This is a genomic window from Synechococcus sp. H70.1 (genome assembly GCF_047502705.1).
GTDB lineage: Bacteria > Cyanobacteriota > Cyanobacteriia > Thermostichales > Thermostichaceae > Thermostichus.
The window spans coordinates 1-13,031 of record NZ_JANSIV010000038.1 but is presented as its reverse complement, the minus strand read 5'-3'; the positions used below and the strand labels follow the sequence as shown (position 1 = coordinate 13,031).

The following is a 13,031-nucleotide window of genomic DNA, read 5'->3' as shown; positions in this document are numbered from 1 at the left end:
CCAGCTCCTCAACTTTTCAAGTCAACTTCCGGATGTAGAAGGCTGAGAAGGTTGGGTTGGCAAGGGCGGGCATTGGATCCCGGGGATTAGGGACTCCAGTAAGCCACTGCAGGCATCCCAAAGCAACTCGATGACGTAATGGAAGCCAGTCTCACCTCCGTAGTAGGGATCCGGAACTTCCTCGTCCGTATGGAAGCGGCAGTAGCTACAAATTAGGCGCACTTTTTCAGCATACTTTCCTTGAGGATCAAGTCTGAGGATGTCGCGATAATTTTGCCGATCCATGGCCAGGATTAGGTCAAACTCCCGCAGATCCAAAGGATGAATTTGCCGGGTTTGGCCGTGCAGCTCCACTCCATAGCGCTGGGCAACCTGGCGCATACGGCGATCTGGGGGACTGCCAATGTGGTAGGCAGCTGTCCCTGCTGAATCACAGATAATAGCCCCCTCGTAGCCGCTGCTGCGTAAGAGGTAATTGGTGATCCCTTCGGCGGCAGGGGATCGGCAGATGTTGCCCAAGCACACAAACAAAAGCTTTTGGTTCATGGAGTGGCAGCAGGAAGCATTTCCCTTTGCATTATCCGCGTTCTCTGGTTCAGCGTACAGAAGTGGGCAAGGATTGGCAAGGCTCTCCCCCGCAGGCAGGGGGGTAGATTCTCGGCCAAAATAGAGCTAGTTCCTCTGGTTCAATCCCCTATGCCAGATGCCACCCGCTACCCCCACCCGCAGGATGTGGCCAATCTCATCCTCTACCTGCAAACGGAGCTGGCTCTGTTTGAACAGTGGGCTGTCCAAGAAGGGATCCCGCCAACAGCCCTGCGCCCCATTGAGCGCTCCCAAGAGGTGCTGCGGCGGGCCGTGGATCAATTGGAGCTGCGGGAATGGTACCGCGAACTCACCGATGGTTTCCGGGATCAGCTGGGGCGCCTAGAAGAGTGGCTCTAGCTGTTCTTGGCCGCTTTCCGGTGCCAAAATGAGGACAGCTTTCCCAGCTCAGGCGCCCATGTTGCAGGTCCAGCACCTTTTCTATCACCCGGCAGCTCTTCCCCAGCCAATTCTCCGCGATCTCTCCTTTGAGCTGGGCCTCAACCAACTGGGGCTGATTGTGGGCAAAAGCGGGGCCGGGAAGAGCACCCTGCTGGAAATTTTGGCCGGATTGGCCCGGCCCACGCGCGGGCGGATTGCCTGGGGAGAAACAGAGCTCTCTCCTCAGCAGCTGCGCAGCCTAGCAGGGCTAGTGTTTCAGTTTCCGGAGCGGCACTTTTGTGGCCTGACGGTGCTAGAGGAAATGCGCTTTGGCCACCCGGAGCTGACCCCCAAGGAAGTCGAGAACGTCCTCAAGCAAGTGGGACTGGAAGGGATCCCTTTGCATAGCTCCCCCAACTGCCTTAGTGGTGGGCAACAGCGGCGCCTGGCCTTAGCAGTGCAGCTCATTCGTGGCCCCTTCTTGCTCCTGCTGGATGAGCCGACAGCAGGGCTAGATTGGTCAGTGCGACAGCAGTTGATTGAGCTGTTGGCGCGCCTGAAATCTAGTTGGACAGTGCTGGTGGTTTCCCACGACCCGGAGGAACTGGCTGCTATTGCCGATGTGCGCTGGCTCCTGCAGGAGGGATCTCTGCAGCCACTGCCGGCAGAGGTGTTGCTCTATAGATAACGGCGGGGATCGACCGGCTGACCGTTGACCCGCACTTCAAAGTGAACATGAGGCCCGGTGGAGAGGCCAGTGGAGCCGGAAGCAGCAACGACTTGCCCGCGCTGGATCTCCTGGCCTACCTCCACCGTGATGCGGCTGTTGTGGGCGTAGAGGGTAGTAATGCCGCCGCCGTGGTTGATGATGACCGTGTAGCCGTAGCCGCCATACCAGCCGGCGTAGAGAACAGTGCCCCGTTCTGCCGCTCTCACGGGCGTGCCGATGGGCACCCCAAAGTCAATCCCTGTGTGGAAGCGGCGGCTGCCATAGATGGGGTGAACCCGCCAGCCAAAGCCGCTGGTAATTGGCCCGTGCACTGGGGGGAGCAGCCGGCCTCTCCCCTGAAAGGGATCCCTACCCCTTCGCTGGCGGGCCTGTTGAGCAAGCAGGTACTGGATGAGACGGGTAAGCTGTTGGGAATCGGCTTCCAGCCGCCGTTGGGCTGCTTCATAGGCGGCGCGCTCCTTGGCCAAGCGACTCATCAGCTGCTCTTGGGCCGCCGCCTGCTGCTGCAGTTGGTTTTTCTGGGCGGCCAGCTCTTGCAAGATTAGAGAGATCTCGTTGCGCTGGGCCTCCAAGGCAATGCGCTGTTGCTCCACCTCCTTGGCCATCGCCTGCAGCTCTTGGATTAACTGTCGATCCGCCTCGATCAAGAGTTGCAGTTGGTGGCGGCGGTCGAAAAACTCGTTGAGGTCCCGGCTAGTGAGTAACAAAGCCCACCAGTGTTCGGCCCCCTGCCGCTGCAGGTAGCGTAGGCGGGCAGCCGTCCCCCGTTGCTGCCGCCTCAAGCGGTCTTCCAGCTCTTGGAGCTCCTGCTGCGCTTGCTCCAGCGCTTTCTGGGCTTGCTCGAGGCGGTATTGGTTATCCTGTAGGCTAACTTCGGTCTGCCGAAGGTTTTGCCGCAGGGATCCCATGCGGCGACGGGCTTCTTCTTCGGCTTGGCGCAGCTCCCCAAGGCGGCGCTGGTTGCGCTGGATTTGCTGCTGGATCTGCTGCTGCCGCTGTTGCAGTTGGTGGACATTCTGCGCCTGCGACGGGGCAACTCTTCCTACTCCTCCTAACAGCAGGAGGGCCAGCAACCCCAGGATTGCCCATGCCTTTAGGCTGCGTGTCATCACTCCTCACACTCTCAGCCGCTACCGCCCCTAAAGATACCAATGGCGGCTGGTGGAGACCCAAGCATAAAACACTGGCAATGCAGTAGCCCTCTTCTCACCCGGCTGACCCCAATAACAAAAATGGTGGAAACTTAAGCTAAGCTGGGCAACTGCAAAAATGGTCTTCGAGGGTTCTGAGCCACGACACCCCTGGCTACTCGAGCTGTGGCAGCAGCCATTGATTGCGGTAATTCGTCTCTTGGCCAGCTCTGCCCAAGCCCTAGCGGCAGCCACTCTGGCCATCCGAGCCGGAATCCGCCACATTGAAATTACCACGCCAGTTCCTCAGTATTTGCAGCTCATTGGCCACCTGCGACAAGAGCACCCCCACTGTTGGGTAGGAGTAGGCACCGTCTTCAATCAACAGATGGCGGAGGAGGCTTGGCGGGCGGGAGCCCAGTTCTGTGTTTGCCCTTTCACGGACGAGAGCCTCATTCGCTGGGGGCAGGAAGTGGGGCTGCCCATTGTTGCGGGTGCTCTCACCCCCAGCGAGATCTGGAGAGCGTGGCAGGCAGGAACAGCGGCGGTAAAGCTGTTTCCAGCAGAAAGCGTAGGCGGACCTCGCTACCTACGCCACCTCCAGCCCGTGCTGGGATCCCTGCCCTTGATCCCCACTGGAGGAGTTACCCTGGCCAATGCTGCTGAGTATTTGCAGGCAGGGGCCTGGGCTGTCGGCGTTGGAGGGGATCTGTTCCCGGCGGAGCTGTTGGCAGGAGAGGGGCTAGACGAGGACCGGCAAAAGTGGGAAAATCAGCTGCGGCAAACGCTAGAGCAGCTTGTTGCCCAGAGAAAGGTGGCTCCCAAACCCGGTTAGCTTGAACAAGCCGGTAGAAGAGGGGGCAGGGTGTATGAAGGGGTTCCTAGATCTGTACCTGGAGCAAAAGGTCCCCACCCCGGTTGAGGAGGCCACTTGGCGCCGCTGGTTTGAGGCCTGGCTGCGCCAGCTGGGGGTGACGGATCCCTGTGAGCTCAGCCTCTGCCTCACTTCTGACGAACACATTCGCCAGCTCAACCGTGACTTTCGTCACATTGACGCCCCTACCGACGTGCTAGCCTTTGCTGCTGAGGAGATGGTTACTCCTGTAGAGTTGCAAAAGCTAACAGGGGTGCGTCTGCTGGGGGATATTGTGATTTCTGTACCTACCGCCTGCGCCCAGGCCAAGGCCCAAGGGCACCCCCTCTCCCACGAACTGGCCTGGCTGGCTAGTCATGGGCTGCTGCATCTCTTGGGATGGGATCACCCAGATGAGCTTTCCCTGCAGCGCATGCTGCAGCAACAGCAACACTTGCTTGCTGCCATTCAGGAAGAGGTGGAGGTGGCTCATGGCCAACAGTCCTAGTCGTTTTCTCTCACCCCTGCGCTTGGCAGCCTTCCGGCAGCAAGCTCCTGCTCATTCCTCCTCGGGTGCCCAAGTGGATCCCTGTCAGCGCCCGTCTTCTTGGCGGGTAGCCACCAACCTGGGCAAAAGTTTTTACTACGCAGGCAAGGGCTTGCTATATGCCGTTCGCACCCAGCGCAACTTTCGCATCCACCTTCTGGCAACGGTGCTGGCCTTTGGCCTAGGCCTGGTCCTGCACTTGAGCGCCGTAGAGATGGCCTTGATTAGCCTAACCAGTGGGCTAGTGATGGCGCTCGAGCTGGTGAATACCGCCCTAGAAGCAGTGGTGGATCTCACCTTAGGCAGTCGCTATCACCTGCTGGCAGAAATTGCCAAAGACTGTGCTGCTGGGGCGGTGTTGGTGGCGGCGCTGGCATCTCTAGGGGTGGCAGTTTGGCTGTTCCTTCCCCCCTTGCTGCTACTGTTGCCGCAGGAGCTGCTTCTTCCCTTTTAAGCAGATTAGGCAGAGGCTTATTTCCGCCAGCTGCGCATCTTGCCCGGATTGAGCAGCCCATAGGGATCCACCTCCTCTTTAAAGCGAACTTGGCGCGGATCCATCACTTTGCGCCCCCCCTCTTCGATGATGAAGGTGTGGGGATTGGCGATGAAGACTCCCTGCGCCTCGTGATAGCGCATGATCTCGTTAAGGCGTTCTTCCGTGGTAAAGCGCACAATTTGCAGGCCGACCGGGGTAGCCTGTCCCCGGAGGCGAATCCATTCCAGGTGCATCAGCACCTCGTCGCCAAAGTGCTCGTATAGGTGCTGCACCACCTTTAGCTCCCGGTCAGGCGGGAAGATTGACTGTAGATAGGTCAAGTTGGGATCCACGCTCCGGCAGTGCAAGGTGGTGTGGTTCCAGGAAAATTCCCCCAGCGAGATCCCCTTGCCGGCCTCCTGAGCCGTTTTGTTGTAAACCACCTGGCCGCCATACTCCCGGGTTAGCTCCAGCAGCGGCTCCAGACTATATTCGGCCACCATCAACAGGGCCACGGCGGATCCCTGGGGCAAGTAGTCCTGCAAGGGGAGAAAGTAGCGAGGGATCGGCCAGGCGTGCAGGCTGATGAGTTTCTTTAGGATCCCATCTGCCTCAGCCAGAGCCTGGCCAAAGTGGGCGCAGGGCATGAACCCCACCTCCGGCGGGAAGGCTACTATCAGCTCTGCCCAGGGGTAAGCCGGCGCCAGCGGGATCTCCACCTCGGTGATGATCCCGGTGAGACCCCAGGCATGGCTGACTTTGAACACGTCGTCCCCCCGTAGCTCCAGGGCCCGCGGCTCCTCCTCCACCGTGATTACCCGCAGCCCCAAGATGTTGCCCCGATCCAGCAGTTGGCCGTAGGTCACGGAGCCAATGCCGCCGCTGCCGCCAGCAATAAAGCCACCGATGGTGGCGGTGCGGTAGGTGGAAGGAGCCATGCGGATCTCCCAGCCCATCTCCCGGGTGTGCTTGTCAATTGCAGCCAGCTTGGCTCCTGCCTGCACCCGCGCCAGACCCGGCTTGGCCCAGAGCACCTGATTGAGCTTACTCATCTCCAGGATCACGCCGCCAGCTAGGGGGATGCACTGGCCGTAGTTGCCGGTGCCTGCGCCCCGTACGGTTAGAGGCATCCGCCACTTGGCACAGGCTGCTGCCACCCGCTTGACCTCTTGCTCATTTGCTGGGCGGACCACCACATCCCCTCGCTTGTCGCTCAACTGCCGGCTCAGCACAGGGCTGTAGTGGTAAAAGTCCAGCGACAACTTGGCAACTTGCGCTGGATCGGTGATGGTTTCAATGTCGGCCAGCTCCGCAAGCAGGCCCTGCAGCTTTTCAGGGGCCACAACAGTCATAGGGATCCTCTCTGGGGGTAATCTGCCTCGATCCCATCATTACAAAGGAGAGCCGCCAACAAGCTCACCATTGGCCTGCCCTAAGTCAGGGGGTTAGCCAAAGCGCCCGGCCACGTAGTCTCGAGTCGCCTCCTTGGCGGGGTTTCTGAAGATCACCTCGGTTCGGTCAAACTCCACCAGTTCGCCCACGCGGTTGGATCCCACCACCTCTACGCTAAAGAAAGCCGTCATATCTGAGACACGGCTGGCCTGCTGCATGTTGTGGGTGACGATGATGATGGTGTAGTCCTGCTTCAGCTCCTTCATCAGCTCCTCGATACGGCGGGTGGAGATGGGATCCAAGGCCGAGCAGGGCTCGTCCATGAGGATGACATCTGGCTGCACCGCCAAGGCCCGGGCAATGCAGAGGCGTTGCTGCTGCCCGCCCGAGAGCGACTGCGCGTTCTCCCTCAGCCTATCTTTGACCTCGTCCCAAAGGGCAGCCCGCTTCAGGGAGGTTTCCACTACTTCGTCCAAATCGACCTTCATCCCCAGCACCCGCGGGCCATAGGCGACGTTGTCGTAGATACTCTTGGGAAAGGGGTTGGGCTTCTGGAACACCATGCCAATGTGCCGCCGCACTGCCACTGGATCCACATTCTTGGCGTAGAGGTCCTTGCCGCGGTAGATGAGCTTGCCCTCGACGCGTGCCCCTGGGATCAGGTCGTTGGTGCGGTTAAAGCAGCGCAGGATGGTACTTTTGCCGCAGCCGGAAGGCCCAATAAAAGCTGTAATTTGGCGGGCAGGAATGTCCATGGTGACATTCTTCACCGCCAAGTTAGAGCCATAGTAGACGCTCAAGTTTTCCATTCGGAAGACATAGGGGGTTGGGTTAGCAGATTGAGTGTGCATGGTCCTGCTCGCAGAAAGTTCATCAAGAAGCTGATTCACACCTGGCTGCTGTCCAACAAGGCTTAAACTATCTTCTGGTTTTGTAGACCAGGAAGCGGGCAAGCAAGCTGGCCGCCAAAACAATGGCCAGCAACACCAGGGCTCCTGCCCAGGCCATCTCCTGCTGCACCTTGAAGGGAATAATTGAGAAGAAGTAGACCATCACCGGCAAAGTAGCCACCGGTCCAAACAGGTCAGTTGACCAGAAATTGTTGTTGAAGGAAGTAAAAAGTAGAGGTGCTGCCTCGCCAGCAGCCCGTGCCAAGGCCAAGATTAAGCCTGTTACAATGGCCGGAGCTGCTGCCGGTAGGACAATCCGCATTGTGGTCTGAAAGCGAGTGGCCCCCAGGCCCACCGAAGCCAAACGCATATCCGGCGACACCAAAAGCAGCGCCTCTTCCGTGGAGCGGATGACAATGGGCAACATCAACACGCCCAGAGCAACTCCCCCCGAAAAAGCCGAGAAGCCGGATCCCCGAACTACCAAAGCGTAGGCAAACAGGCCGCAGAGAATGGCCGGTACGCCTGTAAGCACGTTGCAGGAGAACTTGACCCAAGAAGCCAAGTGGCTGCCGCGGCCAAACTCCGACAGGTAAACGGCGGCTAGGATCCCGAAGGGAAAGCTCAAAGCCGCCCCCGTGGCCAGAACCATTACGCTGCCGACGATAGCGTGGCCAAACCCCCCCTCTGTTAACCCTGGAGCCGGGTAGCGCGTCTGGGTGAGGACATCCCAGCTTATCCTCTGGATGCCCCCCTTCCCGATATCCCACAGCACCCACGCTAAGGCAGCCATGATGGCGACGACAAACAGTCCGCTCAGCAGCGTCAAGGCAATGCCCGTGTATCTCCGCAGGGGGGCAACACCGGCACGGCCAATGTCGATCTCCTCAGGAACAAGCTGGGCTGACTTGGACATGATGACGAGGCTCCTCGGTTACTGCTCCAAGTTTTGAAACTTCCGGATGATGATCTCGGCCATGACGTTAACCAACAACGTCAGCACCATCAACACCACACCGGCATACATAAGGGCCGACACCTGCAGGCGTCCTGCTTCGCCAAACTGAGAGGCAATCAAGCCGGTAATGGTGGATCCTGGCTGCAGTAGGGAGATGTTGATGCGGTTGGCGTTCCCAGAAATCATCGCTGCCACCATGGTCTCTCCCAAGGCCCGTCCCAATGCCAGCATGATCGAGCTGACAATGCCGGACAGCCCGGCAGGGATCATCACCGTTAAGATCGTCTCCCAGCGGGTAGCTCCCAACGCCAAAGCGCCCTCTTTGAGGCCCCGGGGCAGCGATTCAAGGGTGCTGCGGGTGATGGAGATGATGATGGGGGAGATCATGATCCCTAGCACCATGGCCACCAGCAGCAAACTGGGGCCACGGGGGGCAGGGCCCCCAAGGAGAGGAATCCACCCCAGCGTCTGATTGATGGCTCGGAAGATGGGCCGCACCGCCGGGATGAGCACAAAGATGCCCCACAGCCCCAGCACCACACTGGGAATGGCTACGATCAGCTCAATGGCAAAGGCAATCGGCGCCGTTACCCACTTGGGGGCAAAATCTTCCGTCAAGAAGATGGCGGTGCCAATGCCTAGAGGAACGGCAAAAATCAGGGCCACCAGAGAGGTCATCAAACTGCCGTAGATCTGGGGCAACACCCCATAGATGTTTTCCACTGGGTTCCAGCGGCTAGTGACCAGAAAGTCCAAGCCAAACTGGCGCATGGCCGGCAGGGCTGCCTCAGTGGTCTGCAGGATCACCCAGATGAGAATGACACCGGCAAACCCCGCCAAAACCAAAGTTAGGCGGACAAAACCCACGTCGAGAACGCGGGAAATGTCCATTTTCTTTTCAATAGCAACATCCGTTGATAAGTCGTAGTCTCTAGCTGCCGACGTCATAGGATCTCCCCTATGGCAATTCTACTTGTGGGCAGATTGTGGCAAAACCTCTCTCACGCTGCATTCCATCGGTGTTGCAGTTGTCTGTGTTCTGGCCAACATTGAAACCAAAAGCTCGTTGGACTTGGACTTGCGACAACGTCAAAAGTCAGTGCCGACAAAACTTTTGCCCGTCAAAAATCAGCAAAGCGACAAGCCAGTAGCCAACAGGAAGAGCACAGCCTCTTGTTGACCACTGGCCCTCAACTAACACCTTTCAACAGGACAGCAATTCATCGCTTTGCGTTGGGGTTGACCTTGATCTTATCCAGCTCGGCGAAGACCCGCTGGATGACCGGCTGGGGCATGGGGATGTAGTCCAATTCTTTGGTGATGGCTTGGCCCTCTGGCCCCTGCGTCCACTTGATGGCTTCCACCAGCTTCTTGAGCTTTTGCTCGTCAGGATATTCGCGGTAGAGCATTACCCAGAACAAACCAACGATGGGGTAATCGTCAGGCCCCTCGGGATCCGGCACCAGCAGAGCAAAATTTTCGGGCAGCGGAGCATTGAGGGCAGAAGTAGCCCGCTCAGGAGAAAACTCGACAATCTTGCCCGCTTTGTTTTCTATGCGAGCAGTAGTCAGTTTCTCCAGCTTGGCAAAGGACTGGTTCACATAGCCAATTGCCCCTGGCTCCTGCTTGATGGTGGCGGCTACCCCTTCGTTGCCCTGGGCACCGATGCCAACCGGCCACTCCACCGTGGTTCCCACGCCGCCCTTCCAGTTGGGGCAAGCAGCGTTGAGGTGGTTGCTGAACACGAAGGTCGTTCCAGAGCCGTCAGAGCGGTGCACCCAAGTGATGTCGAGCGCAGGCAGCCGATTTGCCAGGTTGGGGTTCTGGGCCTTGATGCGAATGTCGTCCCAGCGGGTGATTTCGCCGGTAATAATGCCACAGTAGGTTTCCCGCTTGAGCACGAGCTCTTTGTCACCGATGCCGGGCAGGTTGTAGGCAAATTCAATGGCGCCCCCCGCCAGAGGCAGTTGCAGGGGCTCGTAGCCGTATTTCTCTTTGAAGCTCTTGTAGCGAGAGGCGTTGTACTTTTCGGTCATCGGCCCCTCGGAAGCAGCGAAGTCCACCGTGCCGTTGATGTATTGCTCCAGACCGGCACCGCTCCCAACAGACTGGTAGCTGATTTGCACGTTGGGATCTACGGTGCGATTGTAGGCATCAAACCAGCGCTGCAGCAGCGGCGCAGCGAAGGTAGCACCTGCGCCGGAGATTTGCACGGTTTGGGCTTTGGCCGGGGCCAGTGCCAGGGCTCCCACCGCCAGAGCCGCGATAGAAGAAACAGCGAGCAGGGATCGCATAAAAAATGTCTAGTGCTAATCAACACCTGTAACCTTACAGCCTCAAGGTTAAGATTAGGTTATCTTAAAGTTAGCTTTAGGTTAAGTCGGGAGAAAGAGGCAATAGGTTTCTGAGTGAGATGATTGCCATAAAGTATTAACTTTCTACCTAACGGCTTACTCAGGCTTAGACTGCAGCAAAGGAGCCAAGGATCTGGGAAAAAGCCCGTCTCACAAAGCTTTTGACTTGCCTTAGACTTACCTATGTGACCCCGATCGAAGTAAAAAATCACACTAACAAGCTGAAAAAAAGCTTAAAAGGCTAAGCAGGCTCCGGAGTAGAAAGTTGCTCCCGTCCTGCTAAGCCTATATAGGCTTGTGTGGGGTCTAATGTGGCTAGAAAAGCCCAAGCAAGAGCTGCTTGAGTTGGCTAGAAGAGTAACCTCGGTACCTTAGACGTCCAGCAGCTCCTCAGGTTCCCCGACCAAAGGAGAAAGGGGGAGGTCTAGGCCGGGATCCGCCCGCCGCCCATCAGGTACAGCAAAGCCATGCGCACCGCCACGCCGTGGGCAACCTGCCGCTCAATGAGGTTGAGGTTGGGATCCTCCATCACCTCAGAACTTAGTTCCACGCCGCGGTTGACCGGGCCGGGGTGGAGAACCCTCACCTCGGGGTGGCACAGGCGCAGTCGCTGCCGGGTGAGGCCGAAAAGGTGGTGGTATTCCTGCAGGCTGGGGATGAGGAATTCACTCATCCGCTCCCGTTGCAGGCGCAGGGCGATGACAAAGCGGGCTCCTGCTAGGGCCGGCTCCAACTGCCAGTGCACCGGCAGAGTATAGCCGGGCACAAACTGGGCAAAGTCTTTGGGCAACAGGGTGGGCGGGCCGGCCAAGTGGACGTCTGCGCCAGCAGCTACCAGGGCGTAGATGTTGGAGCGGGCTACCCGCGAGTGGAGGATGTCGCCGACAATGGCCACCTTCACCCCCTGCAGCAGCTCGAGGCGAGGTCGCTGCGGATCCAGGTGGCTACAGAGGGTAAATAGATCCAGCAAACCTTGAGTGGGATGTTCGTGCAGGCCGTCCCCCGCGTTTAGCACCCCCGCTGGGGATCCGCGGCGATTGATCTCGGCGGCCAACTGCTGCGGCACCCCGGCCTGGGCGTGGCGGACGATGAGCACGTCGGATCCCATGGCCAAAAAGGTGCGAACCGTATCCAAAATGGTTTCCCCCTTGCTTAGCGAAGAGGTGCCGGGGGAAAAGTTGAGCACATCCGCTGACAGGCGCTTGGCTGCCAGCTCAAAGCTGTTGCGGGTACGGGTGGAAGGCTCGAAAAACAGCGTCACCACCACCTTCCCCTGCAGGGTGGGCACCTTGGGCAGCCGCCGGGTCAGCACTTCCTGAAAGCTGGCGGCGGTTTGCAAAACAATTTGATACTCTTCGCGGGTAAAGTCCGCCAGCCCCAAGACATGTTGCCGCTGCCAAGCCATAGGGGATCCTCAAATGCCCAAGCGGGCAAAGATCTCGTCCAGGTGGGCAAGGTGCCGCCGTGGATCAAAACAGGCCTGCAGCTCCGCCTCGCTCAGGTGGGCCATTACTCTGGGATCCGCCAGCAGATTGGCGTGGAAATCTCCACCAGGCTGATTCCAGGCGCGGTGGGCATTTTCCTGCACCAGGCGGTAGGCTTCCTCACGGCTCAAGCCCTTCTCCACCAAAGCCAAAAGCACCTGCTGGCTAAAGACAACACCACCGTAGAGGGTGAGATTGCGCTCCATGTTGGCAGGGTAAACCTGCAGGTGGCGCACTAGATCTGCCATGTTGACCAGTAGGTAGTGGCAGAGGATGGAGGCATCGGGCAGGATGACCCGCTCTACAGAGCTATGGGAAATATCCCGCTCATGCCAAAGGGGAATGTTTTCCAGGGCCGAGACAGCATAGCCCCGCAAGAGGCGGGCAATTCCCGTCAGTTGTTCTGCTTTGACGGGGTTGCGCTTGTGGGGCATGGCGGAGGATCCCTTTTGGCCGGGGGCAAAGTACTCCTCAACCTCCAGCACCTCTGTCCGCTGGAGGTGGCGGATCTCAGTGGCAAAGCGCTCCAGAGAAGAGCCAATCAAAGCCAAGGTCTGCACATACTCGGCGTGGCGATCGCGGGAGATCACCTGCGTTGAGACAGTATCCGGTTTGAGGCCTAAGCGGGCGCAGGCCAACTGTTCCACCTGGGGGGGCACATTGGCGTAGGTACCCACGGCGCCGGAGATCTTGCCCACGGCGACCACCTCCCGCAGGCGTGCCAGGCGCTCCTGATGGCGCAGGCACTCGGCTAGCCAGCCGGCCAGCTTAAAGCCAAAGGTAATAGGCTCGGCATGGACGCCATGGGTGCGGCCCATCATCAGAGTGTAGCGGTGTCGGCGGGCCTGCTCACGCAAAGCAGCGATGAGATCGGCCAGACGAGCTTGCAAGATCTCAACCGAGGCTACAAGCTGCAGGGCCAAGGCTGTGTCCAACACATCGGAGCTAGTCAAGCCTAGGTGGATGTAGCGCCCCGCCTCGCCCACATGCTCGTTGAGGTTGGTCAAGAAGGCAATAACATCGTGCTTGACTTCCGCCTCGATTGCCAAAACCCGCGCCGGGTCAAAGGCAGCTTTGGCTTTGATCTCCTGCAGAGCCTCTTGAGGGATCCGCCCCAGCTCCGCCTGCGCCTCACAGACGGCCAGCTCTACCTGTAGCCAGGTCTGGAGCTTGTGGGCGGTGGACCAAATCTGGCCCATTTCTGGCAGAGTGTAGCGCTCGATCAAGGTGCCTTTTCCGTCAGTACGATAGG

14 protein-coding genes are annotated in these 13,031 nt (G+C 58.8%); 5 read left to right on the top strand and 9 right to left on the bottom strand.

The genetic code is table 11. The annotated features are described in order from the left end of the window. Positions 1 to 21: 21 nt before the first annotated feature. On the bottom strand, positions 22 to 546 hold the full coding sequence (locus tag NW827_RS02810) for a low molecular weight protein-tyrosine-phosphatase (RefSeq protein WP_414403415.1): 525 nt from the start codon (positions 544 to 546) through the stop codon (positions 22 to 24). Positions 547 to 696: 150 nt separating this feature from the next. Between NW827_RS02810 and NW827_RS02805 the strand changes: the two genes are divergently transcribed. Together NW827_RS02805 and NW827_RS02800 are read left to right on the top strand one after the other, a co-directional pair. Then, the gene (locus tag NW827_RS02805) at positions 697 to 945 is read left to right on the top strand and encodes a hypothetical protein (RefSeq protein ID WP_414403414.1); all 249 of its coding nucleotides are present in this window, start codon (positions 697 to 699) and stop codon (positions 943 to 945) included. 58 nt (positions 946 to 1,003) lie between these two features. Then, on the top strand, positions 1,004 to 1,654 hold the full coding sequence (locus NW827_RS02800) for an ABC transporter ATP-binding protein (RefSeq protein ID WP_414362547.1): 651 nt from the start codon (positions 1,004 to 1,006) through the stop codon (positions 1,652 to 1,654). Here NW827_RS02800 and NW827_RS02795 read toward each other — a convergent pair. Next, on the bottom strand, positions 1,645 to 2,805 hold the full coding sequence (locus NW827_RS02795) for a murein hydrolase activator EnvC family protein (protein WP_414403413.1): 1,161 nt from the start codon (positions 2,803 to 2,805) through the stop codon (positions 1,645 to 1,647). The genes NW827_RS02800 and NW827_RS02795 overlap by 10 nt on opposite strands. 160 nt (positions 2,806 to 2,965) lie before the next feature. On the opposite strand from NW827_RS02795, the gene eda reads away from it, so the two are divergent. Genes eda through NW827_RS02780 form a run of 3 tightly spaced genes read left to right on the top strand, consistent with a single transcriptional unit; the run spans position 2,966 to position 4,680 of the window. Continuing rightward, a complete protein-coding gene (gene eda / locus NW827_RS02790) occupies positions 2,966 to 3,661 on the top strand; it encodes a bifunctional 4-hydroxy-2-oxoglutarate aldolase/2-dehydro-3-deoxy-phosphogluconate aldolase (RefSeq protein WP_414403412.1) in 696 nt (231 codons plus the stop codon). Between the two features lie 34 nt (positions 3,662 to 3,695). Beyond that, complete coding sequence (gene ybeY / locus NW827_RS02785; protein WP_414403411.1) at positions 3,696 to 4,187, top strand: rRNA maturation RNase YbeY; 492 nt, start codon at positions 3,696 to 3,698, stop codon at positions 4,185 to 4,187. Further along, on the top strand, positions 4,171 to 4,680 hold the full coding sequence (locus tag NW827_RS02780; RefSeq protein WP_414503312.1) for a diacylglycerol kinase family protein: 510 nt from the start codon (positions 4,171 to 4,173) through the stop codon (positions 4,678 to 4,680). Before ybeY ends, NW827_RS02780 begins: the two co-directional genes overlap by 17 nt. Positions 4,681 to 4,697: 17 nt before the next feature. Here NW827_RS02780 and NW827_RS02775 read toward each other — a convergent pair whose 3' ends face one another. The 7 genes from NW827_RS02775 to purB form a co-directional block, all read right to left on the bottom strand. Continuing rightward, on the bottom strand, positions 4,698 to 6,053 hold the full coding sequence (locus NW827_RS02775; protein WP_414362542.1) for an FAD-binding oxidoreductase: 1,356 nt from the start codon (positions 6,051 to 6,053) through the stop codon (positions 4,698 to 4,700). 93 nt (positions 6,054 to 6,146) lie between these two features. Then, complete coding sequence (pstB, locus tag NW827_RS02770) at positions 6,147 to 6,944, bottom strand: phosphate ABC transporter ATP-binding protein PstB (protein ID WP_414403409.1); 798 nt, start codon at positions 6,942 to 6,944, stop codon at positions 6,147 to 6,149. Between the two features lie 67 nt (positions 6,945 to 7,011). Then, the gene (gene pstA / locus NW827_RS02765; RefSeq protein ID WP_414403408.1) at positions 7,012 to 7,899 is read right to left on the bottom strand and encodes a phosphate ABC transporter permease PstA; all 888 of its coding nucleotides are present in this window, start codon (positions 7,897 to 7,899) and stop codon (positions 7,012 to 7,014) included. Between the two features lie 18 nt (positions 7,900 to 7,917). After that, positions 7,918 to 8,889, bottom strand: a complete 972-nt coding sequence (gene pstC / locus NW827_RS02760) for a phosphate ABC transporter permease subunit PstC (RefSeq protein ID WP_414362539.1) — start codon at positions 8,887 to 8,889, stop codon at positions 7,918 to 7,920. A gap of 272 nt (positions 8,890 to 9,161) precedes the next feature. Beyond that, on the bottom strand, positions 9,162 to 10,235 hold the full coding sequence (gene pstS, locus NW827_RS02755; RefSeq protein WP_414362538.1) for a phosphate ABC transporter substrate-binding protein PstS: 1,074 nt from the start codon (positions 10,233 to 10,235) through the stop codon (positions 9,162 to 9,164). A gap of 484 nt (positions 10,236 to 10,719) precedes the next feature. Then, entirely contained in the window at positions 10,720 to 11,700 is a 981-nt protein-coding gene (locus NW827_RS02750; protein WP_414403407.1) for an aspartate carbamoyltransferase catalytic subunit, read from the bottom strand. A gap of 9 nt (positions 11,701 to 11,709) precedes the next feature. Continuing rightward, positions 11,710 to 13,005, bottom strand: a complete 1,296-nt coding sequence (purB, locus tag NW827_RS02745; RefSeq protein ID WP_414403406.1) for an adenylosuccinate lyase — start codon at positions 13,003 to 13,005, stop codon at positions 11,710 to 11,712. Between the last annotated feature and the right edge of the window lie 26 nt (positions 13,006 to 13,031).

Bases quoted from the DNA above. Each gene is read 5' to 3' on its own strand.
- NW827_RS02780 (WP_414503312.1), top strand. From the start codon at position 4,171: ATGGCCAACAGTCCTAGTCGTTTTCTCTCACCCCTGCGCTTGGCAGCC.
- NW827_RS02795 (WP_414403413.1), bottom strand. From the start codon at position 2,805: ATGACACGCAGCCTAAAGGCATGGGCAATCCTGGGGTTGCTGGCCCTC.
- pstA (WP_414403408.1), bottom strand. From the start codon at position 7,899: ATGTCCAAGTCAGCCCAGCTTGTTCCTGAGGAGATCGACATTGGCCGT.
- pstC (WP_414362539.1), bottom strand. From the start codon at position 8,889: ATGACGTCGGCAGCTAGAGACTACGACTTATCAACGGATGTTGCTATT.
- ybeY (WP_414403411.1), top strand. From the start codon at position 3,696: ATGAAGGGGTTCCTAGATCTGTACCTGGAGCAAAAGGTCCCCACCCCG.
- NW827_RS02805 (WP_414403414.1), top strand. From the start codon at position 697: ATGCCAGATGCCACCCGCTACCCCCACCCGCAGGATGTGGCCAATCTC.
- NW827_RS02775 (WP_414362542.1), bottom strand. From the start codon at position 6,053: ATGACTGTTGTGGCCCCTGAAAAGCTGCAGGGCCTGCTTGCGGAGCTG.
- NW827_RS02810 (WP_414403415.1), bottom strand. From the start codon at position 546: ATGAACCAAAAGCTTTTGTTTGTGTGCTTGGGCAACATCTGCCGATCC.
- NW827_RS02800 (WP_414362547.1), top strand. From the start codon at position 1,004: ATGTTGCAGGTCCAGCACCTTTTCTATCACCCGGCAGCTCTTCCCCAG.
- pstB (WP_414403409.1), bottom strand. From the start codon at position 6,944: ATGCACACTCAATCTGCTAACCCAACCCCCTATGTCTTCCGAATGGAA.
- pstS (WP_414362538.1), bottom strand. From the start codon at position 10,235: ATGCGATCCCTGCTCGCTGTTTCTTCTATCGCGGCTCTGGCGGTGGGA.
- NW827_RS02750 (WP_414403407.1), bottom strand. From the start codon at position 11,700: ATGGCTTGGCAGCGGCAACATGTCTTGGGGCTGGCGGACTTTACCCGC.
- eda (WP_414403412.1), top strand. From the start codon at position 2,966: ATGGTCTTCGAGGGTTCTGAGCCACGACACCCCTGGCTACTCGAGCTG.